Source organism: Chryseobacterium sp. C3 (genome assembly GCF_014218905.1).
GTDB classification, from domain to species: domain Bacteria; phylum Bacteroidota; class Bacteroidia; order Flavobacteriales; family Weeksellaceae; genus Chryseobacterium; species Chryseobacterium mucoviscidosis.
Map to the genome: position 1 here is coordinate 416,228 of NZ_JACLCU010000003.1, position 24,498 is coordinate 440,725.

A 24,498-nucleotide genomic window follows, 5' to 3' on the forward strand; every position below is an offset into this window, starting at 1 on the left:
CCAAATCCTTGAAAATAGCGAGTGCGGAAAGCGGGAAAAAGCTCCTGAAAAACACTTTTTTCTCTATAAAACAATTGCCGTTGTATTTTTTACCTCAGAGATCATGAAAGAGCTGTGGGTACTTGCAATATGCTGCAATGTGGTAAGTTTTGTGAGCATAAAATTGCGGTAGTCTTCCATATCTTTTACCCCGATTTTTAAGATATAATCGTAATCACCACTTACATGGAAGCATTCTGTAACCTCTTCTAAATTCATCACTTCTTTTTCGAACTGCAGGACGTATTCTTTTCTGTGCTGAGCGAGTTTGATATGACAGAGCACAATGAAATTTCGGTGGATTTTGTTCCTGTCCAGAATGGCAACGTATTTTGAAATCACTCCTGTATTTTCGAGTTTCCGAATGCGTTCGTAAACAGCCGTAACAGACAAACCAAGCTTGTGAGACAGTTCTTTGGTGGTTTGTTTGGCGTCTTCCTGCAGAAAAAGAAGCAGTTTTTTATCGGTATCGTCAAAAGTCATAGATAAATTTTAGTTAAATGTTTATTAAATTCAAATATAATAAACTTTTTTTCTATCATTTAAAAATATGATAGATTTATAATCTGATAATTTAAATTTCTGTTGTAATAGTTCTGGAGGTTATTCATATTTATAGCATAAAAACTTAAACGATATGAACGACTTTAACGCAGCCAACGAAATACAGGATTTGCAATATTTCGGTGAATTTGGCGGAGTAAACCCATCGATTTCCGACAGTTCTACTTATACTTTTCTTTCTGCGAAAACGATGTTCGATACTTTCGAAGGAAATGCGGAAGGATGCTATTTGTATTCAAGACATTCTTCTCCGATGAATCTGTATCTTGCACAGGCTTTGGCAAAACTAGAAAATACAGAAGCGGCCAACGTTACCGCATCGGGAATGGGAGCGATTACTTCGGTTCTGATGCAGGTCTGCAAAAGCGGAGATCATATTATCTCAAGCAGAACAATCTACGGCGGAACGTATGCTTTTATGAAAAATTTTCTTCCGCCATTTAATATTCAGACGACGTTTGTAGACATCAATAATTTTGAATCTGTTGAAAATTCAATTACTGAAAACACAAAAATCATTTACTGTGAAAGTGTAAGCAATCCGCTTCTGGAAGTTGCTGACCTGAGAAAACTCTCTGAAATCTGTAAAAGACATAATCTGAAACTGATCGTAGACAATACGTTCTCTCCTCTCTCTATTTCGCCAAAGCTTTTGGGCGCAGATATCGTGATCCATTCTTTAACGAAATTTATCAACGGAAGCAGCGATACCGTAGGTGGAGTGTACTGTGGAACTCAGGAGTTCATTAACGATACGAAAAACGTGAATAACGGAGCATGTATGCTGTTGGGACCTACGATGGACAGTCTTCGTTCTGCAAGTATTCTTAAAAACCTCAGAACGCTGCACATCAGAATGAAACAGCACAGTTATAACGCAATGTATCTTGCTCAAAGATTTGAAGAAGACGGATTGCGTGTCTCTTATCCCGGATTAAAATCTCATAAAAACCACGAACTGATGAAAACGATGATGCACGAAGAGTACGGATTCGGTGGTTTGCTGACTTTAGACGCGGGAACCACAGATAAAGCCAATGAACTGATGGAACTGATGCAGCAGGAAAACTTAGGTTATCTTGCGGTAAGTTTAGGCTTTTATAAAACTTTATTCTCATGTTCAGGAAGCTCCACTTCTTCTGAAATTCCGGAGGAAGAACGTGCTGCGATGGGAATTTCCGATGGACTGATCAGATTCTCAATAGGTCTGGATCACGACATCGAACGAACTTATGAAAAGATGAGAGAATGCATGCTCAAAACAGGCGTTCTCAGCCATGAAACCATCTCCATATCCTAATTATTGTAAAAAAGCTGTTGTTCATTCGACAGCTTTTGTTTTTTTAACCGAAAATGTTATAAAAGATATTTTGTATGCTATTTTGCAGCATTTTAAAAGCTAACAAAATATATTTTTTTAGATAAGTTCCGCACCTAAAAAGCAATATTTCTGTAATCGAATATCATAGTTTTTTTTAACGCAAAGTTTAATTTTAAATACCCATTATTTAAGGGAGCAAAGAAGAATCAACAAGTTGATTTGATGAAGTGTATGTTTCAAGCTTTGCGTAGCAAATTTATTTGCCTTTGCTGACTAAAATTAAAGCTTTGCTAAAAAATCTTTGCGTCAAAAAATTTACGCTAAAAAGTAATGCATCAAAAATTTTAGTGGTAAAATCAAACTTTATGAAAATGTTTCGGGAAAGCATCTTCGGGTTTCATCCTGAAAATATTCAGTAAAATCCACGATTTTAAGAAGCCATACCCGTAAGAAAACATCTGGATGTAGGTGGAAATTACTGCCATTCCGGCAATGCTGATGTTTTTGGTCACCCATAAAGCATGGAAAAGAACCATAAAAGTATATAACCCATAAAACGCAAGAATAACGCCTTTCCCCAAAATGAAATATTCTACAAAGCCCATGATGTAGCCCAACATAAATAAGGTAGGAAATGCGAACGAAATTTTCACATAATTCGGATGTCTTTGGTTAAGAATAGGTCTTGCACAGCCAAACTGATATACCTGTTTCGAAAATTTTCCGAAATCTACCCTTCGTTTGTGATAGACTGCAATATCATCGAAAAAAGCAGTCGTAAAAACATTTTCCCAAAGCGTCATGGAAAGATCCGGATCCTCTCCTATTCTCATTTCTGAAAAACCTCCTACTTTTTCAAAAACTTCCTTTTTCACGCCCATATTAAAACTTCTCGGCTGAAATTTTGAAACGGCTTTTTTACTTCCTCTGATTCCTCCGGTTGTAAAAACAGAAGTCATGGAATAGGAAATGGCTTTCTGCATTAAATTAAAACCTTTATGCGCCTTATCTGCTCCTCCAAAAGCATCACAGGGAATTTCAAGAATATCTTTTTTGATGTTTTCGATGTAATCGTTCTCTACAATCACGTCGCTGTCTACAAAAACAAGCCATTCGTTTTCCGCTCTTCTTGCTCCGTAATTTCTGGATAAACCGGGACCTGAATTATCTTTCCGGAAATATTTAATGGTTAAAAAACTTTCGAATTTTGCAATTGTTGGTTTTAAATCGATTAGTGAGCCGTCATCCACGATAATAATCTCAAACTCTTTGTCTGTCTGCGCAGTAAGAGAATTCAGGAGTTCAAAAAGTTCGTCTTTACGGTTAAAAATTGCAACGATAATGGAAATGGTAGGCTTCAAATCTGAAAATTTTTCAAAATTACTTATTAACGGATGAATGCGCAAACTTGTTTTACTATAATTAAACGGAATACACAATGAAAACAATATTTAGAACTAAAAATATATTTTATAATTTGATTAAATAATTCCCTGAAATTTCCGACAAATTTGAATAAGTCTTTATTCATCTTTTTTTCTACCTGATCCTACAGAAAATATCCACTGTAAAAGATCTAAAATAAGTTCTATAAAATCAAAGGCATTCCAAGACATAATATTTAATTTTAACAAAAATAAAAAACCTTCCGAATAATGAAAGGTTTTATTATCATACTTCTACCTGATTTTATGAAATATCTAATTATAAAGTTTACATATCAATAAATACTGAGTTCAATAGGATTATATCTCTTCGCTTTTTCTGAACTTTTCTTTATTAATAATTGTCTTGTTTCCTCATCGCCTATATGTTCTAAATATTTATTAGGATTACCCATTTCTTTTCTTTTGTAATCAAAAATTTTTTGTTTCTGTATGGCTTCTGCTTTTGAATTCATGTTTGCGGACTTGCAGAGATATTTTCTTTTTCCAAATTTATACAGTGTAAAAACATAATCTTTTTTGTCATCGAAAACTTCTAAAATCAATCCAGGCAATTTACTGAATTTGTAAGGACCATAAGGAAAAGATATTTCATTTGTGAAATACGCGGTCCACGTTCTGCCATATTTTTTAGCCGTAGCTTTTTGACATTTATATTTTCCGATTTTTTTATATTCATTTTCCAACTTCCAATTTACATCATTACTTTCTTCATATTTATAGTTCTTCCCTGAAATGGGTACGGTAACATATATCTTAGCTGAGGTAATGCCTATATTTTCATCAAAAGGAGTAAAATATCTCAAATAGTCATTATAACTACTTTTATCATTTAATTTTCTTTCATATTTTAAAGAATCACTGACGTATTTATTTAAATTTTTAAAGTAAGATTCTTCCCTGTTCATCAATAAAGCAAATGCCGCATCCTGAGTAGGTGCATTGGGTATATTCTGGTCTTTATAAACTAATTTATAATCTGCTTCATATTCCACATTAAAAGGCGTTTGAGATTTACCGATAATCGAAACAAAAATGACGCAGAAAAAAAGTACTTGTTTCATTGGTTTATTTTAAAAGGCAATACCTATTAACGGACTGCCTTATTTATTAATGTGAGTAAATTATAATATGAGATGGCCAAACATCATATAAATCATAATTCATTTGCGCTAGATAATTTGCTAATTGTTGATTAGTCATTCCTCCGGTTCCGATAACTTCTACTGTTGTTTTTCCACAAGATGGACGGAATGGGAAGGCAAATACAGTTGATATTCCTAAAAATACCATACCAAACATAAGTGCTTTTTTCATAATTGTTTTTTTTAATTGTTGATAAAAATTTCCTTTAAAGTTCTTCCGGAAAACTTTCATACAAATCTATATCCCTAACTAATAAAAACCAAATTTAAATTATTCGAATTTATTCGCATAATTTTATTTTATATTTATGAAAAAATTCCGATGGTGAAAGAAAAATTAATCAAGGCAAGAAAAGAAAGAAATTTCTCTCAACAGGATATTGCCGAACATCTTAAAATCAGCCAAACTCATTATCTCCGTAAAGAAAAAGGTGAAGTTGAGATTAAAGATGAAGAGTGGGAACGCATCGCAAAATTACTGGATGTAGAAGTAGATGATATTAAACAATCTGAAAAAGAGAATTCGATTCATCAAAACTTTGAAAATAATTCCGGCAACTATATTGGAAGCAATAATATATATTGTAATGTTCCGGAATACCTGCTTGAAAACCAACAGGAATATATTTCCTTACTGAAAAAAGAAATTCAGGAGTTAAAAGATAGAATTGCAAAGCTGGAACAGAAATAATAAAACCTTCCATTTCCGGAAGGTTTTAATATTATTTTTCTTCAAGTTTATGAACTTTCTTTGTTCCTTCATACATTTCATACTGCAAAAATCTGGTTTCCAGTTTTCCGTTGAAAAGCTTGATTTTTCTTGACGGACGAAGACCGATTTTCTTTACCGCTTCCAGATCAGAAGAAATCAGCCATGCTAATGTATTCGGATAATGGGTTTTGAAAGTATCGCCTATTTTCTTGTAAAAATCGTCATCATTAATAGAAATTCTTTCGTCGTAAGGCGGATTGAAAACCATTAACAAAGGGAAAAGTTCTTTTTTGGAATCAAAGAAATTCTGTTTCTTCACTTCAATTACATCTTCCATTTCTGCTGCTTCGATGTTCATTCTTGCCGCATTCAGCATTCTTGCATCAATATCGTAGCCAACGATCTTTCCGGTAAATTCTTTCACCCTGCTGATTCTGAATTCTTTAATCTTGGTAAAAAGATCTGCATCATAATTTTTCCAGTTCTGGAAAGCAAATCTCCTTCTGAAAATCTGCGCCGGAAGATCCAAAGCAATCATTGCCGCTTCAATTAAAAGCGTTCCCGAACCGCACATCGGATCAAGGAAATTACCTTTTCCGTCCCACCCTGCCAGTTGCAGCATTCCGCTTGCCAGAACTTCATTAATCGGAGCTTCTCCCTGCTCTCTTCTGTATCCTCTCTTAAATAAAGGATCTCCCGAAGAATCCAGAGAAATGGTAATTAACTCCCTGTCAATATGAAGGTGGAATTTAATATCCGGATTTTTGGTTTCTACATTCGGGCGTTTTTTGAATTTTTCCTGAAAATAATCCACAATGGCATCTTTCATTTTCAGCGTTACAAACTGAGAATGCTTAAATGTTTCGGAATTTACCGTAGAATCAATTGCAAAAGACTGATCCACATCCATAAATTCTTCCCAGTTGAATTTAAAAAGCCTGTCGTAAAACTGGTGCTGATTGAAAGCCTTAAATTCATGAATCGGAACCAAAATTTTTAGAGCTGTTCTCGCAGAGTAATTGATCTTGTATAAAAATCCTAAATCTCCTTCACAGTTTACCGCACGGTTTTTAACCTCAACATTCCTTCCGCCAAGTTTTTTAATCTCTTCTGCCAAGATCTGCTCCAGTCCGAAAAATGTTTTTATCTGAATCTGTATATTTTCTTTATTCATTCTGCAAAAATAGCAATTTTAGTGGTTGGTTGTCAGTTTATAGTTTATACAAATCACTGCAACTACAAAAACCATGGGTTTGCAACAACAGACAATCGCCCAAAAAACACTATTTTTGCAAAATGGAATGGTTTGAATCTTGGTTTGATACCCCTTATTATCATGTACTGTACAGCAACAGAGACTATACAGAAGCGGAAAATTTCATCACAAAACTTACTGCCGAACTGCAGCTTCCGCCGAACTCAAAAATTATTGATTTAGCTTGCGGTAAAGGAAGACATTCGGTTTTTCTTAATAAACTCGGGTATGATGTTTTGGGACTTGACCTTTCGAGACAGAGTATAGAATTTGATAAGCAGTTTGAGAATCAGACCTTGCTTTTTGATGTTCACGACATGAGAAACCCGATTGATGCAGAACCGATGGACGCTGTTTTCAATCTTTTTACGAGTTTCGGATATTTTGATAATGAGAGTGATGACAAAAAAGTATTCCAGTCGGTTTATAATGCATTAAAACCGGAAGGATATTTTGTTTTGGATTATCTGAATGAGAAATATGTAAGAAAAAGCATTGTTCCGGAATCTACTATCATTCGCGGAGATATTGAATTTAAAATAAAAAAGAAAATTGAGGGAAAACATATTGTAAAAGACATTCAATTTGAAGCAGACGGAAAGCCGTATCATTTCTTCGAAAAAGTAAAACTTCATACGTTGGACGCCATTAATTCCTATGCAACTGAATGTGGTTTTGAGAGAATAAAAATCTGGGGAGATTACCAACTGAACGATTTTAATAAGGATACTTCTCCGCGTTGCATTAATTTATTCAAGAAAAAATAATGATTACCGTACTTTTACTGGTTTTAAGCGTTATTACAGGAGTATTTCTTGGAAAACATTTTGGTAAAAAAGAAAAACTGGCAAAAAATCTGTTGATTTTAAGTGCCGGATTTCTGATTACCATTTGTCTGAATGAAGTATTTCCACAGGTTTATACCTCAGAAACAGGAAGCAGTCTTGGAATTTTCGTGATTGCCGGAGTTTTACTGCAAATGATTCTTGAAGCTCTAACCAAAGGTTTCGAACATGGGCATTTTCATCATCACAGCGAACATAATATTCTGCCTGTTGCTTTAATGGTGGGACTTTTTATCCATGCTTTTATTGAGGGAATTCCTTTAGCGAACGAAGAACAGGAATTATCGCCTTATCTTTTGGGAATTGTTTTTCATAATCTTCCGATATCCTTTATTTTGGGAGCATTTTTATTTAACCGAAAAGATGAATCAAAATCCAATCCTTCTTATCCTTCGCTCCTTATTGTTGCCCTTTTTGCTTTGGCTTCTCCAATGGGAATGCTGCTCGGAAATTATTTCAATCCCGATCTTCAGCCTTACTTTCTGGCGATCGTAGGAGGAATTTTCCTGCATATTTCTTCGGTAATTATTTTTGAAAGTAATAAAAACCATAACATCGACTGGCTAAAAATAGGGCTTGTGATTTTAGGGGTTTCATTGGCGTTGGTTATGCATCTTTTTCACAGTCATGCTCATTAATGATAACAAAAGACTGTTGAATATATTAAATAAAAAGCTCCGAATTTACGTTCGGAGCTTTTTTATAGGTTTTATTACTTTAGATTAGAATTTCCATCCTAATGTAATAAAAAAGTTGTTTCTAACATTTTTTACATCTGATACAGCAAAGGCATCACTCGAAATTAAACGGCTTGGCGAATAATATCCTGCTTCGTAATTACCGTCTACATTACCGTACAAGAACGGATTGGTGTATTTTGAGGTAATGTTCTGATAAGAAGCATCAATGTAGAATGATTTGAAATCATATCCCAAACCTACAGATAAAGCATTTCTGTCATTTAGAATAAGATTGCTGTACGATTGATTTTCATCCACTCCTCCGCTGTTGGAATATCTGTTCACCGTTAAAGCATCAAACGGGCTTGAAGCGTAAGAATACCCTCCTCTCAGTCTGAATTGCTTAACTCTGTACTCTGCACCGATCTTTACTTCAGATAAATTTTTGTAATTTTCTTTAAAGAAGTCGTTCAGCTCAGTTTCAGCGTCTCCGTACACCTTGTATTTAGGCTTTGTTAAACCTAAAGTATAATCTACATTCAGAGCAAAACTTTTACTAGCAATAAACGCAGCACTTACTGTCGCTTTTAAAGGAGTGGTTAGTTTTCTGTTTTCAATAGCAGTATCATCTCCGTAAATAGGATCATTGTAGAAACTGTAGCTTCTGTCGATATCCCAGAAAGTCGGAGTTTCTAAAGCGGCTCCCAATCTGAAATTAGGACTTAATTTTCCAATTACCCCCAATGAAGCTGAAAAACCGTTTCCTTTTTCGTAGAAAGGAGTATTCTGCTTACTGAAATATTCAGAGCTTCCATCAGCCAAAGAATTAAACATTGCTGTATCCGACTGATCTATTGAAGAATTAAAGAAATTTAATCCTGCTCCTAAATACAAATTATTATTATAGTTAGCTCCTACCCCAATACTTGTTTTTGATAAATATCCGTATCTGTCATAGGCATGTCTTCCAAATGAAGAACTTTTTCCATCAGGAAAATCATACACTAAATTGCTGTTTCCCGGAGTTTCAATATAATTCTCAATTGATTGGTTAGAATAGTTCACCCCGATATTGATGAATTTCCATGCACTTTCACTTAACAACTGAAACGTCATTACAGCTCCTAAGTTTCCAAGATCTCCTTTATTGATACTGTATCCGTAAGAAGAACCTGCATAAGTAGAAGTATTCTTATTATTTGTAATAGATAATGTTCCGGAAATTTCCCCCGAAATTGCCACCCCTAACCCCGCAGGATTGGTAAGCAGCGAATTCGCATCACCTCCTAAAGCACCATTGGAACCTCCCATCGCATTAAACTTAGCGGAACCTATATTTGGAGCATTAGAATAAACATCCACCGTATTTCTAATCACAGAAACATCTTGAGCCTGCGCAAAAAATGCAGCAGAAATGCTCATTATTGCTAAAGATTTTTTTAACATTATTTTTTGAATAGTTATTACTTTTTAAAATTATCTGCCACCACGGAAACCGCCTCCGCCGCCACCGCCGCTGCTTCCTCCGCTAAAGCCACCGCCTCCTGATCTGAAGCCGCCACCGCTGTTGGAATTATTAAAGCCTCCGTTATTTCTGAAGCCTCCGTCATTATATCTTGGCTGAGATTGTTGTGGGTAATTGTAGCTTTGTCTAGGCTGGCTCTGATTTGGATTTCTGAAGCCTCCCTGAGGTCTTGTTCCGCTCTGGTTTGGATTTCTGAAACCTCCATTCGTATTTCCTTGTCTGAAACCTCCTGCGTTACCAGAATTTCTGAATCCTCCATTATTTGAACCTGAATCTCTGAATCCGCCCACGCTGCTGTTGCTTCTTCTGAATCCACCGGAATTTACGCCATACTTGCTTGCAAATCCGCCGTTATAAGTATTGAAACCTCTTCCGTTAGAGCCACTTCTTCTGTAAATTGGTGCGTAATATCCGCCGTAGCCCCAATAAGGATTACCATAGTATCCGCCCCAACCCCAATATGGATTGTAGCCCCAGTATGGAGAATATCCCCATCCCATGTTCCAGCCTGAGCCCCATCCCCATGAGCCTCCCCATCCCCAGGAAAGTCCAAGATTCCAGCCGCCGTAGCCGCCCCAACCCCAATAAGGATTATAGCCGCCATACCATCCGCCCCAACCCCAAGGAGAACCCCATCCCCATGAATTGTCGTAATAGTTGGTCTGGCTTCCTGCGTAGCTTCCCCAGTCTGAATCTGTAGCTGTAGTATTCCAGTTATAATTATTCCAGTCGTTGTATCTTCCTTCTTTAGCATTGGCTTCAGCATTTTGAATCACGTTGGAATCATCCTGATAATAATTGTAATCTTCTCCGACTCTGTTTCCTCTGTCGTTGATGATTACGCCTTCAGGTAGTGTATCTTTATTAGGGTCGTAATAAACGCCATCTGTCTCGCTGTAGCCACCCATCTGAGCGCCGCAAGACACAAGTAATAATCCGCTTGATATTGCCAGAATCCCTTTGGATTTTAACATTCCGAGCAAATTTTTATGTATATTTCTTTTCATGATAACGTAAAAATTTTTAAATTAAATTATATTTGCAATCTGTACTAAAAATGTACCAAAATACGGTTACAAAAATCTATCAAAAATAGATTTTTATTTTTAGATAACAATAACATAAAAAAGTTAAAAAAATTTTAAAAAATAATGGCAAAATTAACCTCAAGAAGCGAAGATTACAGCAAATGGTATAATGAGTTGGTGGTAAAAGCCGACTTAGCTGAAAACTCAGGAGTACGAGGATGCATGGTGATTAAACCATACGGCTATGCGATCTGGGAAAAAATGCGTGACGAAATGGACAAAAAATTCAAAGAGACAGGTCACGTTAATGCTTATTTCCCGCTTTTTGTGCCCAAAAGCTTATTTGAGGCTGAAGAAAAAAACGCAGAAGGTTTTGCTAAAGAATGTGCAGTTGTAACCCATTACAGATTGAAAACAGATCCGGACAATCCTTCAAAACTTATTGTAGATCCGGATGCAAAACTGGAAGAAGAACTTATCGTACGTCCTACTTCTGAAGCAATTATTTGGAATACTTATAAAAACTGGATTCAGTCTTACAGAGATCTACCTATATTAATTAACCAATGGGCGAATGTTGTCCGTTGGGAAATGAGAACACGTCTTTTCCTGAGAACGGCAGAATTTTTATGGCAGGAAGGGCATACTGCTCATGCTACAAAAGATGAAGCAATTGAAGAAGCTGAAAAAATGAATAAAGTATATGCTGATTTTGCAGAGAACTTTATGGCAATTCCGGTAATTCAGGGGTTGAAAACGCCTTCCGAAAGATTTGCAGGAGCAGACGAAACCTATTGTATTGAAGCATTGATGCAGGACGGAAAAGCTTTACAGGCAGGAACATCTCACTTTTTAGGACAGAATTTCGCAAAAGCTTTTGATGTAAAATTCACGAATAAGGAAGGTAAAATCGAACACGCATGGGCAACATCATGGGGAACTTCAACGCGTTTGATGGGCGCTTTGATTATGACGCACTCCGATGATTTCGGATTGGTACTTCCTCCTACTCTGGCTCCGATTCAGGTGGTGATTGTTCCGATCTTTAAAGGTGAAGAGCAATTGGCGCAGATCAGCGAAGTGGCTTTAGATATTCAGGCAAAACTTAAAGCTAAAGGAATTTCTGTGAAATTTGATAATGATACACAGAATAAACCGGGGTGGAAATTCGCAGAATATGAACTAAAAGGGGTTCCTGTAAGAATTGCAATGGGACCAAGAGATCTTGAAAACAGATCTGTGGAAATTGCCAGAAGAGACAACTTAACGAAAGAAGTCCGTTCTATTGATGGTTTAGATTCTTATATTGAAGAATTACTGAAAACCATTCAGCAGGATATTTACAATAAAGCATTTGAATTCAGAAAAAATAACATCACGAAAGTGGATACTTATGAAGAATTCAAGAAGGTTTTGGAAGAAAAAGGAGGATTCATTTATGCGCATTGGGACGGAACTGCCGAAGAAGAAGAGCAGATTAAGGATGAAACCAAAGCGACCATCAGATGTATTCCTTTGGATGATGATATTGAAGAAGGAATTTCGTTAATTTCCGGTAAACCATCAAAAAGAAGAGTTTTATTTGCAAAAGCTTATTAGAACTTAACATAAAATTATTAAATCTGCAAAAATTCCTGAAATTTTTGCAGATTTTTTTTTAAAATCAACATTTGGACTATTTTTTGTTTAAATTTATCTTAACATTAATCTTTAAAATAAATTTATTATGTCTTTAAATGTTATTGATTTAATTAAAGGACAATTAGGTCCTGCTTTAGTGTCTCAGGCTGCATCACAGTTTGGGGAAAGCGAGTCCGCTATTTCAAAAGCAATCGGAGGTTTATTACCTGCTGTTGTGGGAGGTTTAGCAAACAATTCAGACAATCCTGCCGTTTTAGATGCAATTTCAGGAGCTTCTTCCAATGGAATTTTGGACAATCTGATGGGAGGTTCTTCCAACAATTCTATTATTTCCAGTCTTTTATCACTAATATTTGGTGATAAGTTAAGCGGAATTGTAAACGGAATTGCAACCTACGCAGGAATCAGCAACAATTCGTCAAGTTCATTACTAAATCTGGTTACTGGTGCAACTATCGGTTCTGTAGGAAAATATGCCGCCGATAATAATCTTGACAGAAGTGGAATCTCAAGTTTACTTAGTGATCAGAAAGGTATTATTTCTACACTTTTACCTGCAGGACTTTCTCTGGCATCTTTAAATATGGGTGATTGGGACTGGGCTAAAGGATACAAATTCGACAATGATAAGGATACCATTAAAAATCCTGTTTCCGAAGAGCCGAAAATTGAGGTAACAAGAAGTACAGCGCCTAACGGAACTTTTCCGGAAAGAAATAATAATGACGAAGGCGGATCTATCTGGAAATGGCTGCTTCCATTATTGCTTTTAATAGCAGCAGCATATTTCATCTGGAAACAATGTGAGAAAAAAGAAACGACTACAACGACTACTATGACGGACTCGGGTAAAGTAGTTACAGACACCGTAAATGCTAAAACATCCGATACAGCTTCAATGAAGTCTGAAAGTGCTAAAGTTGATGAGAATATCGACTTAAACGGTGTTGCTTTAAAAGGATATAAAGGAGGAATGGAAGACAATATGATTGCATTCTTAAAATCCGGAGGTTATAAAAATGCCAAAGATGATGCTGCTTTAAAAACAACATGGTATAATTTTGATCATGTAAACTTTAAATTGGGAAGTGCTACAGCCTTAGAAGCGGGTTCTGAAGGACAGTTGCAGAATTTGGTAGCTATATTAAAAGCTTATCCTGATGCAAAAATAAAAATCGGCGGTTATACAGATAAAACCGGAGACGAAGCCAAAAATCTTAAGCTTTCTGCAGACAGAGCCAACTACATTAAGACATGGCTGGAAAAACAGGGAGTTGGGCCACAGGTTACGGGAGCAGACGGATATGGAAGCGAGTTTGCAACAGTACCTGCATCTGCATCTAATGAAGAAAGAGCGGTTGACAGAAAAATGTCTGTACGATTTACAAAATAATATTTAAAACATAAATCATAATCCCGAAATTATTTTTCGGGATTTTTTGTTTTCCGGTATTCTCTGTTTTCATTTATTTAATTATATTTGTTAGTCATTTCTAACATTTATGAATCTGAAATTAAAAGCCGCGTGGCGAAAAGATAAAACATCTCATTCACTATCCGAAGTATATTCTTCGGTGAAAGTTCCTAAAAATGCAAGTTTCTGGAGAAAATATCTTGCGTTTGCAGGTCCCGGATTAATGGTTGCCGTAGGATATATGGATCCCGGAAACTGGGCTACAGACATTGCAGGAGGTGCACAATTTGGCTACACTCTGCTTTCTGTAATTTTAATTTCGAATATTTTTGCAATGGTTTTGCAGCATCTGTCTGTGAAATTAGGAGTGGTTGCGGAAAGAGATTTGGCACAGGCTTGCAGAGACCATTTCAGTCCCACTACCAATTTTATTCTTTGGATATTCTGTGAAATTGCCATTGCAGCCTGTGATCTTGCGGAAGTAATAGGTTCTGCGATTGCATTAAATTTACTTTTTCATATTCCTCTTACCTGGGGAATTGTCATCACCACCATTGATGTTCTTTTCATTCTTCTCCTTCAGTCGAAAGGTTTCCGATGGATCGAAAGTATTGTCGGCGGACTGATTTTTATTATTCTCGCCTGTTTTGTGTATGAATTGGTTATTTCTAAACCTGCTGTTAATGAACTTTTAGGTGGTCTGATTCCTCAAAAGGAAATCATTCAGAACCCCGCCATGCTTTACATTGCGATCGGGATTTTGGGAGCTACCGTGATGCCTCACAATCTGTACTTGCACAGCAGCATTGTGCAGACACGGGATTACGAGCGTACACGAGAAGGTAAAAAAGAGGCAATAAAATTTGCAACTTTAGACAGTACGGTTTCTTTAATGCTTGCGTTTTTCATTAATGCTGCAATTCTTATTCTGGCAGCGGCAACTTTCCATATTACAGGGAATAAAAATGTTGCCGACATTCATGATGCCTATAAGATGCTGACTCCGATTTTAGGAGCTTCAATGGCAAGCATTGCTTTTGCGATTGCTCTTCTCGCTTCGGGACAAAATTCTACACTTACCGGAACGCTTGCCGGACAGATTGTAATGGAAGGTTTTCTGAACATCAGATTAAAACCGTGGTTGAGACGATTAATCACAAGACTAATTGCTGTAATTCCCGCTCTTATTGTGGCTATTCTTTATGGCGAAGAAGGAACTACCGATCTATTGGTTTTAAGTCAGGTTATCCTTTCGATGCAGTTGAGTTTTGCAGTGGTTCCGCTTGTTATGTTTACGAGTGATAAAGGTAAAATGGGCGAATTTGTCAACAAACCTTTCCTGAAAATCTGTGTCTGGATTATTTCGTTTATTATTATTATTCTGAATGTTTATCTTCTGTATCAGACATTTTTCGGGAAATAGTTCTGTCCCAAAATTATTTTCTTTTTATATTAAGTAACTGTAATTTTTTTATACATACTTCATTAATGATCGTGCTTATTTTTTGACGCAAAGTCCTAAAAGTTTTTTTTTAAAGAACTCATGTATATTTTTAAGTTCACAAAGCCGTTCTACTTAGCAAAGAACTTAAAGCTTTTCAATTATTAATTTTTTCAAATCTGATGTTTGTAATGATGTTAAATTTTTCAAATAACAGATTTCCCAATAATTAAAACACGACTTCAATTCTAGCCCCGATTGAAGAGAAAATCCCGCAATGGAGCGGCGGAGCGAAGCGGAGCCGCGTAATGAGGAATTGTAACAGAAAGCGGGAAACAGCTTCTTAAAAACAAGAAAAACAGCTTTTTTTTAAGTAATATTTAGAACCATCCCATCTAAAATTTTTACAAAATTTTGCCGAATCTAAAGAGAAGGGAATTTTCTTGCACTCCATATTAAATTGCAAAAAACTCAAAATCTGACGAAATGTCACGCTTTTTTCTTTGGCAGAATGTTTGTGAATAAAAAGGAAAATAAAGATTGAATTATGGTAAATCAGGATATTAACGAAGAAAGCATCAATAATCAAGAAGATACGAATATTCAGAACGAAGCGGCAACTGAGGAAAATGTGACAGCAAAACCTACGGCAGAGGAACTTTTGGCAGAAGAAAAGGATCGTTACATCAGACTGTACGCAGAATTCGAAAATTATAAAAAAAGAACGAGCAAAGAAAAAATGGAGTTTTTCCAGTATGCAAATCAGGATATGATGATTTCTATGCTTGGCGTATTGGACGATTTTGAAAGAGCAATTAAAGAAATTGCGAAGAACGGAAATCCTGCTGATCTGCAAGGTGTTGAATTAATTTACAACAAATTCAAAAATAAACTGACAGAAAAAGGACTGAAAGCAATGGAAGTAAAAGCGGGAGACAGCTTTAATGTGGATTTCCACGAAGCGATCACTCAGATTCCTGCTCCTTCAGAAGATTTAAAAGGAAAAATCGTGGATGTTATTGAAACAGGATACACTTTAGGAGAAAAAGTGATCCGTTTTGCAAAAGTAGTTACGGGCAACTAAATTAATAAATGATAAATGATGAGTGATAAATGATGAATTTTCACTTATTAACAAACTATTATATCTTTTATCATTTATCAATAATCAATTATAATATATCATGTCAAAAAGAGATTATTACGAGGTTCTTGAGATCAGCAAATCTGCATCAGCCGACGAAATAAAGAAAGCATACCGTAAAATGGCCATTAAATATCACCCTGATAAAAATCCGGGCGATAAGGAAGCCGAAGAAAAATTTAAAGAAGCTGCAGAAGCATACGAAGTTCTGAGCGACGAACAGAAGCGTGCGCGATACGACCAGTTCGGACACGCAGGAATGGGCGGAAACGGAGGCTTCGGAGGAGGCGGTTTCGGTGGCGGAATGAACATGGAAGATATTTTCAGCCAGTTTGGAGATATTTTCGGTGGCGGTTTCGGAGGATTTGGCGGTGGCGGCGGTGGTCGTCAACAGGTAAAAGGTTCTAATTTAAGAATCAGAATTAAGCTGAATCTTGATGAAATGGTGAACGGAACGCAGAAAACCATTAAAGTAAAGAAAATGAAGATGGCAGAAGGTGCCACTTCAAAAACCTGCCCTACCTGTAACGGTTCCGGTGTGCAGCTTAAGGTAATGAATACGATGTTCGGACAGATGCAGACCCAGACAACCTGCGGAACGTGTCAGGGAATCGGAAAAGTAGCAGATAAAATTCCTGCGGGAGCCAATGCTCAGGGATTGATTAAAGATGAAGAGGAAGTAACGATCAATATTCCAGCCGGTGCAAGAGATGGTATCCAGTTAAATGTAAGAGGAAAAGGTAATGATGCTCCTTTTGGAGGTATTCCGGGAGATTTACTGGTGATTATCGAAGAGGAAATTGATAAAGTAATTAAAAGAGAAGGAGATAATCTTCATCAGGAATTGTATATTTCATTTGCTGAAGCAGCTTTGGGAACGAAAAAAGAGGTTCCTACCGTTGGCGGAAAAGTGAAAATTACGGTGGATGCAGGAACGCAATCCGGAAAAATTCTGAGATTAGCAGGAAAAGGTCTTCCAAGTATCGACAGCTACGGAAAAGGAGATATGTTTATCCACATCAATGTATGGACTCCGCAAAAGCTGACAAAAGATCAAAAAGACTTCTTCGAAAAGCAAATGAACAGCGGAGAAATGGTTGCGGAACCATCCGGTAAAGAAAAAACTTTCTTCGATAAGGTGAAAGATCTTTTCAATTAACTATATTTATAGAGGCTTTCTTTGAAAAGTCTCTTTTTGAATTTTAAAACTACTTTAAATTAAAAACCTGTACATATTGTACTTATTGTAAAAATTTCTCATGAACTACAAGCTTCAACTCCATACACCAGAATCTACGGCGAATCTTATTTTCAATACGATTACTTTTGATGCATTCAAAATTAATATTGTTGAGAGATATTTCGGACCTGCTAAAAAATCATGCGAGGTTTTATTTAAAGTAAGAACGCTGGATGACAAACTCGTAGAAAGAAGAGACGGAAATATGAGGGTAAAGATCAAGAATGAAGATCTTGAGACTTACAGACAACTTCTTTCTGTATTAAAATCCTATGAGTATAAAAATCATCTGATTAACAGAAAAAATGCAGACCAGGATTATGTACACTTTATTCTGCGACTGGTAATTATGAACTATGATCTGAACTAGGTAATTAAATTATCTTCGAAATAAAAAATTCGCGGCTTCGTAGAAGTCGCGAATTTTTACTATTATCGATCAATTTCTATGCGCGTTTTACTAAAGAAAACAAAGCTTTTCCAATGGTGAAAACAGCCACGGCAAGCAATCCTCCTGCAAGTCCCAGAATCACTTCTTTAAGAACAGTAAGTATTTTATCTGAAGACCATGATGGTAAAATATGGTGGAAATATTCTATTCGGTGAGCAAAAATTCCGCCCGCAACCATAATCAGGGCAATGGTTCCGATCACTCCCAAAGCTTTAATGACTATTGGAAGTGCTTTTACAAGAAGATGTCCCAGTTTTCCGATAATTCCTTTATCGTTACTTTTTCTGATCAGTTTAAAGCCTGCATCATCCATTCTTACAATTAAAGCTACAATTCCGTAAACACCTACTGTTGCAATAAAAGCTACCAATGAGGTTACCAAAATCTGGGTAATAAAGGGATGGCTTTCTTCCAGCACTGTTCCCAAAGCAATAATTACAATTTCAATAGACAGAATAAAATCCGTAGTAATTGCAGACTTGATCTTTGCTTTTTCCGTTTCTTCAGAATTGGTATTCTTCTCCTCCACTTCCTCTACGACTTCATGCCCTTTTTTATCTCTGTGAAACAGAAACTCTATAATCTTTTCCACGCCTTCAAAAGCAAGATATAAACCTCCTAAAATTAAAACATAATTAATCGCAGGTGGATACAGCCAGTTCAGTACGAAAACAATCGGAAGAATGATGAGCTTATTAATGAATGATCCTTTTGTGATTGCCCACAAAACAGGAAGTTCTCTGGACGAAAGAAAACCAGTCGCTTTTTCAGCGTTTACAGCAAGATCGTCGCCTAAGATTCCAGCTGTTTTCTGAGTTGCTATTTTACTTGTAACCGCCACATCATCCATTAATGCAGCAATATCATCCAAGATCGCAAAAAAACCAGATGCCATAAAATTTTAATATTTTTTTAATGTTTGTTAAAGGGCAAAAATAATTATTTAATTCGGTTTTTCACATGACTGACCGAGCTTTATTTAAACTTATTTATCGCTTAGCTAATCAAGATTAATTATTTTAAAATCTGTATATCAAATTGTATTCCTCATAATTTGTATATTCGTAATAATCATCAAAAAAAACCATGAAACTTACAGGCGAATTCTAATTTCAGCCTTTAAAATCAAAATATTACAATGATATACTATACATTCGATGTAAAAAACACCAGCAATGAAGTTGTTTCAAAAGTGAAGATTGAAACTGAAAAGCTGATAGAAGTTTATGATGACGAAATGGAAATCTATCATAAGTATGGCAAAAAACTACCTCATGATGCTCCAAGACATATTGAATATCAAAATATCACCCGTTTACGGAAATTACTTTCGGAAGCAAAAACAGATATTGATTTTGCAGAAAAAAATCAATATGTACAATCTTTTTCAATTAAAGTAATGATTCGTAAAGATTTTCATTCAATTTTTTGTAAAAAATGCAGCAAAGAATATTCTCCTGAAGAAATTATTTACGAAACATGGTCTCGGGGAGAAAGTTTATTTGCTTCGGGAGGAAAAACTTTATTGTGTGAAAACAACCATTTTCTTTTCGGGTATATGGAATGGAACTCATAACAAAGTACACCACAAAAAATAAAAATTTCTGGTATTATTAATTTTTAAATTTTAATTTTCTGTACATTTATTCTATGAAAAAGCTGATTCTTCGTTATCATTTCTTTGTTTTAGGGTTAATTGGCTTTATTCTGACTTCATGCAATACGAGAAAATTTAAAGTCTGGGTGGGAACGAATAACGAACAGAAAATTTACAATCTGAAATATGGCGAACATAAAAGGCAGAAAGCAGACATTTTTCTTCCTTCAGATTATCCTGAAAATTCTCCGGTTGTCTTATTAATTCATGGCGGAGCATGGACTTTGGGCAAAAAAGAACACATGATCCAGATTCAGAAAATGCTCTTTAAAAATAATATTCCGAGTATTAATATGAATTACCGGCTGGTTTCAAAATCAAAAAAAATCACGTACCGGGAACAGCTTGAAGACATCAACTCGGTGATTGCCAAATTCAACGAACTGGCGCAGAAAGCGGAGCTTCAACCCAACAATTATATCCTTTTGGGAGAAAGTGCGGGAGGTCATCTTGCTTTGCTGTATGGCTATCAAAATCCTGATAAAATTAAAAAAATCATCTCCTTAAGCGGACCGACAGATTTTTATTCTCCGGAATACCTCAATTCATTTTACTCCAAATATTCTTCACCAACCATCCAAAAAGTGGTGGGAACGAAATTTCTGCGAAAAAATTTATCGGAAGAATTTAAAAAAGCCAGTCCGATTGCCCATATTTCGAATGTTCCGACCCTTCATTTTCAGGGAAATCAGGATTTCTTAGTCAGCCCGAAACAGGGTATTGCTTTAGATTCTGCTTTAACGGCTCAAAATATCCCTCATAAGTTTATTTTTATGGAAAATACGGGTCATGTGCCGAGATTTTTTAGCAGAAAGAAAAGAGACAGCATTATTTATCCCAATATTTTAGAATGGATTAAGGATTAGTTTCTGAAATTAGAATTTGTATTTTGAGGTTGGCTTTTCGTGCTTCTGTATTTGCAGAAGGATGAATCTTAAATATATCGCAAAAAACAACCCGCTCAAACGAACGGGTTAGATCTATTTTAAAAGTACTTTTTTATTTTTCGTCTTCATCAAAATTATGATTTTCATACTTGGAGAAATCCTGTTTCTTTCCGAATAAAAATTTGATAATAACCGGAACTGTTGTTATCAGAACAATCACAATAATAATCAGTTCTAATTTTTTCTTAAGATCGATTCCAAACTGATCGATGAATAATTTGTCCAGATAATGTCCTGCAAAAATCAATAAAAACGACCAGAGAACCGCTCCGATGATATTATCTCTTAAGAATGCCTTTTTATCCATCTTTACGATTCCTGCAACAATCGGGGTGAATGTTCTTACCACTGGTAAAAATCTCGCCATGATAATTGCCAAAGCTCCGTTTTTCTCAAAAAAATCGTGAGCCTGATAAAGATATTTCTTTTTAAACAACCATGTATCCTGCTTTTTATACAGAGCAGAACCTGTTTTTCTTCCGAAATAATAGCCTACTTCATTTCCAACAATTGCCGCTAAAGCTACAGAAGCCGCTAAAATAAATGTATCAAGAAAATCGCTCCCTGTGGAGCCGAAAGTCTCTCTGATGATATCAATTGAATAAATTCCCGAAACGAAAAGCAATGAATCGCCCGGTAAAAAAAATCCTACAAAAAGACCTGTTTCGGCGAAAATGATAAACAGAATGAGCCAAAATCCCCCAAGCTTGATATAAAACTCCGGATTTAATAAATCTTTCCAGCTATTGAAATCTTCCATACATTTTGATAAGTAGCAAAAATAGGATTAATAAACGTCAATCGGAAATTTATTATCAGATTTTAACGAAATTTAAACATCGTGTTACAATTCCATATCATCATCTGAAACCGCCGTTCCATCCGCCATCAGGAAAGCTTTCAGGAACGGAGTGATGTTTCCGTTCATCACAGAATCCACATCCGAAGTTTCGTATCCGGAACGCACATCTTTTACCAGTTTATAAGGATGCATAACGTAGTTTCGGATCTGGCTTCCCCACTCGATCTTCATTTTATTGGCTTCGATCTCGTTACGGGCTTTCATACGCTCTTCCAGTTCCATTTCGTATAATCGCGAACGAAGCAACTGCATTGCTTTTTCCTTATTCTGAAGCTGGGAACGCGACTCTGAGTTTTCAATGATGATTCCTGTAGGCGCGTGACGAAGACGAACCGCCGTTTCTACCTTGTTTACGTTCTGACCTCCTGCTCCGGAAGATCTCATGGTTTCGAATGAAATATCGGCAGGATTGATGTTGATTTCAATGGTATCATCTACCAAAGGATACACATACACCGAAACGAAACTCGTATGACGCTTCGCATTGGAATCGAAAGGCGAAATTCTTACCAGACGGTGAACTCCGTTTTCTCCTCTTAGATAGCCGAATGCAAACTCTCCTTCAATTTCCAGTGTTACGGTTTTTACTCCGGCTACATCCCCTTCCTGAAAGTTTAGTTCACGGATTTTATACCCTTGTTTTTCCGCCCACATGGTGTACATTCTCATCAGCATTGAAGCCCAGTCGCAGCTTTCTGTTCCCCCCGCTCCCGCTGTGATCTGTAAAACCGCAGAAAGTTCGTCCCCTTCATTGGAAAGCATATTCTTGAACTCAAGATCTTCGATTTTTTCAACCAGTTGAGGGAAAGTTTCGTCCAGTTCTTTTTCAGAATCTGGATCTTCCTTCGCAAATTCCACTAAAACCTGTAGATCTTCAAACTGAGTATTGATTTCATCATAAGCTTCCACCCATTTCTTTTTGGAACGGAGCTGTTTCAGAAATCCTTCCGCTTCTTTCGGGTTGTCCCAAAATTCTGGAGCTGCTGTTTTTTCATCATCATTAGAAATTTCTATCTTCTTTTTATCGATCTGAAGATATTTATGTAAATCATCAATTCTTGACTGAATTTCTTTTATCTGGTCGCTGTTAATCACGATTGTTTATTTTTTGCAAAAATACGGATAAAATTATGAGTAAAGAAAATTAGTCATAAACGACGCTCGTTTTTAGTTATATTTACTCCAGATGATATTATATGGATAAAAATGAAATGAATTTCATAATCACCGAGCATAATAGCAGGTTGATTCTATTAAACAAATTTCTTTACTCGATGAATTTAATTGCCAGTGCTTCTAAAAACTCTCTTATGCACTTTGCAGAAAAGTTATTACAACAATTGGAAAAAGAAGCTGAATATGATAAGCTGAAAGCAATTATAGAATGGGAACTCTGTGTAAGTTATGGTCTGTCTTTAGATGAATTCAATTCAGAAAAAATAACCCATGATGTTTTTGATTGGTGGGAAAATCTTTAACATTAATTCAGAAAACTATTATTTCTTAATTATTTTGGCTCCGAGCATTTTTTCCAGATCTTTCTTAGATCTTTTACTTTCAATCTTGAAACCTAACATTGTTAAAAGATATGCAAATAACAACATGAAAAAAGGAAGCAAAATATCTGTAGAAATTTCACTCTGTGTAAGAGTCATAATTAAAAAAAATAGTACAAACGAGCACCAAAACAATAAAAATCCAAACACAGCCCAATCCAACCGCATTTTAACTTCAATTTGAGTTTCATTATTATTTCTTTGAATTGTTCCTGTTATTTGCGGAAGAAAAGAATTTCTGTTTTTTATAATTCGGTTAATTTCAAAACTATTTCCGTTGATAAAACCTTCGTATTCTTTCGTTGGATTGCCATTAAATTTAAAACGGTTTCTCTTTGTGTGCATATAATCAGAAAGTTTCACAATAACCTCTTTTTCTGATAGATTAGTTTGATAAATTAAATGTTCGAAAGGTAAATATTTCATTAAATACTTTTATTTAAATCATTTCCGCTACAATCTCCCCGATTTTCGGAGCCAGCGCAACACCCATTCCTGAAAGACGGACTGCACAAAACTGCCTTTCTGAAAGTTGTTTTACAATCGGTGTTTTTTCGGTTCCCATTGCCATAATTCCTGACCAGCGATGAGCGATTTCAACATGCTGATTGGGTAAAATGACTTCTTTCAAAAAATTTTCAAGATGATTCTGCAAAAATTCTGTGGTTTCAAAAGATGTGGTTTCTTCTGTTTTAAAATCCTGATTTCTTCCGCCTCCGAGTAAAATCCGGTTTCCGAGATTTCTGAAATAATAAAAACCTTCATCATAATGAAATGTCCCTTTTAATTTCAGATGTTCAATCGGTTCCGTTAAAATAATCTGTCCTCGAGCCGGAATAATTTCTTCCTTGTCTAAAAATCTTGAAGCAAAAGCATTCGTACAGTGAATTAACTGATCTGCCTTCACAGAAAGATTTTTTGAAAGATGAACTTCAATTTCATCTGAATGTTCCGTGATATTTTCAGCTTCTGTTCCGAAAAGAAATTCAACCTTTAATTCGTGACACTTTTCCAGTAATTTTTGAAGGAGTTTCCCGGAATGAAGGCTTCCTTCACACGGATTTTCAATCAGATATTGAGATTTTCCCAAACCGAATTCCTGAATTTTATGTTGGCTTAAAAAATAGGTTTCTTCAACATTGGTAATGGATTTCAGCTTTTGATTTACTTCATCCAGCTTTTGTAAAGGTTCATCATGGTTAAGAATTTCAAAACCGCCATTCAGATCAAAATCTATCTCGGAATTTTTAAAATTATACTGAATTTTCTGCAAACCGTCAAACCTCATCTTTACAAGGTCTAGTGTTTTTTTCCAGCCCATTTTTTCAGAATCAGCAATCACTTCCGTTAAACTTCCGAAGCAGGCAAATCCTGCATTTCTCGTGGAAGCACCCATCGGAACAGCATTTCGCTCAATAATCAAAACAGATTTTTCGGGATATTTTTCTTTAATGGAAATTGCGGTCCAAAGTCCCGTAAAACCGGCTCCAATGATAATAATTTCACGTTTTCTATAAAAAGTTTCAAGTTCCCAGATGCTGTTCATAAGTTATTTTTATGGTAAATTGTGAATAGCCAATTCTCTT

The 24,498-nt window shown here is 35.9% G+C and carries 25 protein-coding genes; 13 read left to right on the forward strand and 12 right to left on the reverse strand.

Translation table 11 applies throughout. From position 1 onward, the window contains the following. Window positions 1-63: 63 nt before the first annotated feature. Window positions 64-522, reverse strand: a complete 459-nt coding sequence (locus tag H6W53_RS08985; RefSeq protein ID WP_185206221.1) for an Lrp/AsnC family transcriptional regulator — start codon at window positions 520-522, stop codon at window positions 64-66. 154 nt (window positions 523-676) lie between these two features. Between H6W53_RS08985 and H6W53_RS08990 the strand changes: the two genes are divergently transcribed. Continuing rightward, entirely contained in the window at window positions 677-1,903 is a 1,227-nt protein-coding gene (locus tag H6W53_RS08990; protein ID WP_185206223.1) for an aminotransferase class I/II-fold pyridoxal phosphate-dependent enzyme, read from the forward strand. A gap of 377 nt (window positions 1,904-2,280) precedes the next feature. Here H6W53_RS08990 and H6W53_RS08995 read toward each other — a convergent pair whose 3' ends face one another. The 3 genes from H6W53_RS08995 to H6W53_RS09005 all read right to left on the reverse strand — a co-directional run bounded on the left by H6W53_RS08995 (window position 2,281) and on the right by H6W53_RS09005 (window position 4,686). Then, window positions 2,281-3,285 (reverse strand): glycosyltransferase, encoded by a 1,005-nt coding sequence (locus H6W53_RS08995; RefSeq protein ID WP_185206225.1) that lies wholly within the window; start codon window positions 3,283-3,285, stop codon window positions 2,281-2,283. 359 nt (window positions 3,286-3,644) lie between these two features. Continuing rightward, window positions 3,645-4,433, reverse strand: a complete 789-nt coding sequence (locus H6W53_RS09000) for a GLPGLI family protein (protein ID WP_185206227.1) — start codon at window positions 4,431-4,433, stop codon at window positions 3,645-3,647. Window positions 4,434-4,479: 46 nt separating this feature from the next. After that, a complete protein-coding gene (locus H6W53_RS09005; protein ID WP_185206229.1) occupies window positions 4,480-4,686 on the reverse strand; it encodes a hypothetical protein in 207 nt (68 codons plus the stop codon). 150 nt (window positions 4,687-4,836) lie between these two features. Between H6W53_RS09005 and H6W53_RS09010 the strand changes: the two genes are divergently transcribed. Beyond that, entirely contained in the window at window positions 4,837-5,205 is a 369-nt protein-coding gene (locus H6W53_RS09010; protein WP_185206231.1) for a helix-turn-helix transcriptional regulator, read from the forward strand. Window positions 5,206-5,236: 31 nt separating this feature from the next. Here H6W53_RS09010 and H6W53_RS09015 read toward each other — a convergent pair whose 3' ends face one another. Continuing rightward, the gene (locus H6W53_RS09015) at window positions 5,237-6,400 is read right to left on the reverse strand and encodes a class I SAM-dependent RNA methyltransferase (RefSeq protein ID WP_185206233.1); all 1,164 of its coding nucleotides are present in this window, start codon (window positions 6,398-6,400) and stop codon (window positions 5,237-5,239) included. A 122-nt stretch (window positions 6,401-6,522) separates the two neighbouring features. Between H6W53_RS09015 and H6W53_RS09020 the strand changes: the two genes are divergently transcribed. Beyond that, window positions 6,523-7,248, forward strand: a complete 726-nt coding sequence (locus tag H6W53_RS09020; protein ID WP_185206235.1) for an SAM-dependent methyltransferase — start codon at window positions 6,523-6,525, stop codon at window positions 7,246-7,248. 2 nt (window positions 7,249-7,250) lie between these two features. Further along, window positions 7,251-7,964: a ZIP family metal transporter gene (locus H6W53_RS09025; RefSeq protein ID WP_185206477.1), complete on the forward strand. Its 714-nt coding sequence runs from the start codon at window positions 7,251-7,253 to the stop codon at window positions 7,962-7,964. 84 nt (window positions 7,965-8,048) lie between these two features. On the opposite strand, the gene H6W53_RS09030 is transcribed toward H6W53_RS09025, so the two are convergent. Together H6W53_RS09030 and H6W53_RS09035 are read right to left on the reverse strand one after the other, a co-directional pair. Further along, window positions 8,049-9,428, reverse strand: a complete 1,380-nt coding sequence (locus H6W53_RS09030; RefSeq protein ID WP_228457777.1) for an OmpP1/FadL family transporter — start codon at window positions 9,426-9,428, stop codon at window positions 8,049-8,051. A gap of 54 nt (window positions 9,429-9,482) precedes the next feature. Continuing rightward, window positions 9,483-10,538, reverse strand: coding sequence for a prolyl-tRNA synthetase (locus H6W53_RS09035; protein WP_185206239.1), 1,056 nt, complete (start codon window positions 10,536-10,538; stop codon window positions 9,483-9,485). A gap of 144 nt (window positions 10,539-10,682) precedes the next feature. Between H6W53_RS09035 and proS the strand changes: the two genes are divergently transcribed. The 6 genes from proS to H6W53_RS09065 all read left to right on the forward strand — a co-directional run bounded on the left by proS (window position 10,683) and on the right by H6W53_RS09065 (window position 17,809). After that, on the forward strand, window positions 10,683-12,158 hold the full coding sequence (proS, locus tag H6W53_RS09040) for a proline--tRNA ligase (protein ID WP_087709552.1): 1,476 nt from the start codon (window positions 10,683-10,685) through the stop codon (window positions 12,156-12,158). A 127-nt stretch (window positions 12,159-12,285) separates the two neighbouring features. Further along, a complete protein-coding gene (locus tag H6W53_RS09045) occupies window positions 12,286-13,593 on the forward strand; it encodes an OmpA family protein (protein ID WP_185206241.1) in 1,308 nt (435 codons plus the stop codon). Between the two features lie 109 nt (window positions 13,594-13,702). Continuing rightward, window positions 13,703-15,037: an Nramp family divalent metal transporter gene (locus H6W53_RS09050; protein WP_185206243.1), complete on the forward strand. Its 1,335-nt coding sequence runs from the start codon at window positions 13,703-13,705 to the stop codon at window positions 15,035-15,037. A gap of 565 nt (window positions 15,038-15,602) precedes the next feature. Then, window positions 15,603-16,139, forward strand: a complete 537-nt coding sequence (locus H6W53_RS09055) for a nucleotide exchange factor GrpE (protein ID WP_076392462.1) — start codon at window positions 15,603-15,605, stop codon at window positions 16,137-16,139. A 100-nt stretch (window positions 16,140-16,239) separates the two neighbouring features. Continuing rightward, window positions 16,240-17,358, forward strand: a complete 1,119-nt coding sequence (dnaJ, locus tag H6W53_RS09060) for a molecular chaperone DnaJ (RefSeq protein ID WP_108410030.1) — start codon at window positions 16,240-16,242, stop codon at window positions 17,356-17,358. A gap of 100 nt (window positions 17,359-17,458) precedes the next feature. Further along, window positions 17,459-17,809, forward strand: coding sequence for a prevent-host-death protein (locus H6W53_RS09065; protein WP_185206245.1), 351 nt, complete (start codon window positions 17,459-17,461; stop codon window positions 17,807-17,809). 76 nt (window positions 17,810-17,885) lie between these two features. Here H6W53_RS09065 and H6W53_RS09070 read toward each other — a convergent pair whose 3' ends face one another. Further along, the gene (locus H6W53_RS09070) at window positions 17,886-18,785 is read right to left on the reverse strand and encodes a DUF808 domain-containing protein (RefSeq protein WP_116547672.1); all 900 of its coding nucleotides are present in this window, start codon (window positions 18,783-18,785) and stop codon (window positions 17,886-17,888) included. Window positions 18,786-19,028: 243 nt separating this feature from the next. Here H6W53_RS09070 and H6W53_RS09075 point away from each other — a divergent pair, with 243 nt between their 5' ends. Both H6W53_RS09075 and H6W53_RS09080 read left to right on the forward strand, forming a co-directional pair. After that, window positions 19,029-19,466 carry a hypothetical protein gene (locus H6W53_RS09075; RefSeq protein WP_185206247.1) on the forward strand — a complete coding sequence of 146 codons (438 nt, stop codon included), beginning with the start codon at window positions 19,029-19,031 and terminating at the stop codon, window positions 19,464-19,466. 74 nt (window positions 19,467-19,540) lie between these two features. Continuing rightward, window positions 19,541-20,413, forward strand: a complete 873-nt coding sequence (locus tag H6W53_RS09080) for an alpha/beta hydrolase (protein WP_185206249.1) — start codon at window positions 19,541-19,543, stop codon at window positions 20,411-20,413. 133 nt (window positions 20,414-20,546) lie between these two features. Here H6W53_RS09080 and H6W53_RS09085 read toward each other — a convergent pair whose 3' ends face one another. Together H6W53_RS09085 and prfB are read right to left on the reverse strand one after the other, a co-directional pair. Continuing rightward, window positions 20,547-21,254 (reverse strand): DedA family protein, encoded by a 708-nt coding sequence (locus H6W53_RS09085; protein ID WP_116547670.1) that lies wholly within the window; start codon window positions 21,252-21,254, stop codon window positions 20,547-20,549. Window positions 21,255-21,338: 84 nt separating this feature from the next. After that, on the reverse strand, window positions 21,339-22,451 hold the full coding sequence (gene prfB, locus H6W53_RS09090) for a peptide chain release factor 2 (RefSeq protein WP_185206251.1): 1,113 nt from the start codon (window positions 22,449-22,451) through the stop codon (window positions 21,339-21,341). Between the two features lie 215 nt (window positions 22,452-22,666). Between prfB and H6W53_RS09095 the strand changes: the two genes are divergently transcribed. Further along, window positions 22,667-22,834: a hypothetical protein gene (locus H6W53_RS09095; RefSeq protein ID WP_185206253.1), complete on the forward strand. Its 168-nt coding sequence runs from the start codon at window positions 22,667-22,669 to the stop codon at window positions 22,832-22,834. A gap of 18 nt (window positions 22,835-22,852) precedes the next feature. On the opposite strand, the gene H6W53_RS09100 is transcribed toward H6W53_RS09095, so the two are convergent. Both H6W53_RS09100 and H6W53_RS09105 read right to left on the reverse strand, forming a co-directional pair. Next, window positions 22,853-23,338 carry a hypothetical protein gene (locus tag H6W53_RS09100; protein WP_185206255.1) on the reverse strand — a complete coding sequence of 162 codons (486 nt, stop codon included), beginning with the start codon at window positions 23,336-23,338 and terminating at the stop codon, window positions 22,853-22,855. Between the two features lie 13 nt (window positions 23,339-23,351). Further along, window positions 23,352-24,458: an NAD(P)/FAD-dependent oxidoreductase gene (locus H6W53_RS09105; protein ID WP_185206257.1), complete on the reverse strand. Its 1,107-nt coding sequence runs from the start codon at window positions 24,456-24,458 to the stop codon at window positions 23,352-23,354. Window positions 24,459-24,498: the final 40 nt, after the last annotated feature.

What these genes read in the sequence shown, in the direction of transcription:
- H6W53_RS08985 (WP_185206221.1), bottom strand. Translation starts at nt 522, where the DNA reads ATGACTTTTGACGATACCGATAAAAAACTGCTTCTTTTTCTGCAGGAA.
- H6W53_RS08990 (WP_185206223.1), top strand. Translation starts at nt 677, where the DNA reads ATGAACGACTTTAACGCAGCCAACGAAATACAGGATTTGCAATATTTC.
- H6W53_RS09000 (WP_185206227.1), bottom strand. Translation starts at nt 4,433, where the DNA reads ATGAAACAAGTACTTTTTTTCTGCGTCATTTTTGTTTCGATTATCGGT.
- H6W53_RS09005 (WP_185206229.1), bottom strand. Translation starts at nt 4,686, where the DNA reads ATGAAAAAAGCACTTATGTTTGGTATGGTATTTTTAGGAATATCAACT.
- H6W53_RS09010 (WP_185206231.1), top strand. Translation starts at nt 4,837, where the DNA reads ATGGTGAAAGAAAAATTAATCAAGGCAAGAAAAGAAAGAAATTTCTCT.
- H6W53_RS09015 (WP_185206233.1), bottom strand. Translation starts at nt 6,400, where the DNA reads ATGAATAAAGAAAATATACAGATTCAGATAAAAACATTTTTCGGACTG.
- H6W53_RS09020 (WP_185206235.1), top strand. Translation starts at nt 6,523, where the DNA reads ATGGAATGGTTTGAATCTTGGTTTGATACCCCTTATTATCATGTACTG.
- H6W53_RS09030 (WP_228457777.1), bottom strand. Translation starts at nt 9,428, where the DNA reads ATGAGCATTTCTGCTGCATTTTTTGCGCAGGCTCAAGATGTTTCTGTG.
- H6W53_RS09035 (WP_185206239.1), bottom strand. Translation starts at nt 10,538, where the DNA reads ATGAAAAGAAATATACATAAAAATTTGCTCGGAATGTTAAAATCCAAA.
- proS (WP_087709552.1), top strand. Translation starts at nt 10,683, where the DNA reads ATGGCAAAATTAACCTCAAGAAGCGAAGATTACAGCAAATGGTATAAT.
- H6W53_RS09045 (WP_185206241.1), top strand. Translation starts at nt 12,286, where the DNA reads ATGTCTTTAAATGTTATTGATTTAATTAAAGGACAATTAGGTCCTGCT.
- H6W53_RS09050 (WP_185206243.1), top strand. Translation starts at nt 13,703, where the DNA reads ATGAATCTGAAATTAAAAGCCGCGTGGCGAAAAGATAAAACATCTCAT.
- H6W53_RS09055 (WP_076392462.1), top strand. Translation starts at nt 15,603, where the DNA reads ATGGTAAATCAGGATATTAACGAAGAAAGCATCAATAATCAAGAAGAT.
- dnaJ (WP_108410030.1), top strand. Translation starts at nt 16,240, where the DNA reads ATGTCAAAAAGAGATTATTACGAGGTTCTTGAGATCAGCAAATCTGCA.
- H6W53_RS09065 (WP_185206245.1), top strand. Translation starts at nt 17,459, where the DNA reads ATGAACTACAAGCTTCAACTCCATACACCAGAATCTACGGCGAATCTT.
- H6W53_RS09070 (WP_116547672.1), bottom strand. Translation starts at nt 18,785, where the DNA reads ATGGCATCTGGTTTTTTTGCGATCTTGGATGATATTGCTGCATTAATG.
- H6W53_RS09075 (WP_185206247.1), top strand. Translation starts at nt 19,029, where the DNA reads ATGATATACTATACATTCGATGTAAAAAACACCAGCAATGAAGTTGTT.
- H6W53_RS09080 (WP_185206249.1), top strand. Translation starts at nt 19,541, where the DNA reads ATGAAAAAGCTGATTCTTCGTTATCATTTCTTTGTTTTAGGGTTAATT.
- H6W53_RS09085 (WP_116547670.1), bottom strand. Translation starts at nt 21,254, where the DNA reads ATGGAAGATTTCAATAGCTGGAAAGATTTATTAAATCCGGAGTTTTAT.
- H6W53_RS09095 (WP_185206253.1), top strand. Translation starts at nt 22,667, where the DNA reads ATGCACTTTGCAGAAAAGTTATTACAACAATTGGAAAAAGAAGCTGAA.
- H6W53_RS09100 (WP_185206255.1), bottom strand. Translation starts at nt 23,338, where the DNA reads ATGAAATATTTACCTTTCGAACATTTAATTTATCAAACTAATCTATCA.
- H6W53_RS09105 (WP_185206257.1), bottom strand. Translation starts at nt 24,458, where the DNA reads ATGAACAGCATCTGGGAACTTGAAACTTTTTATAGAAAACGTGAAATT.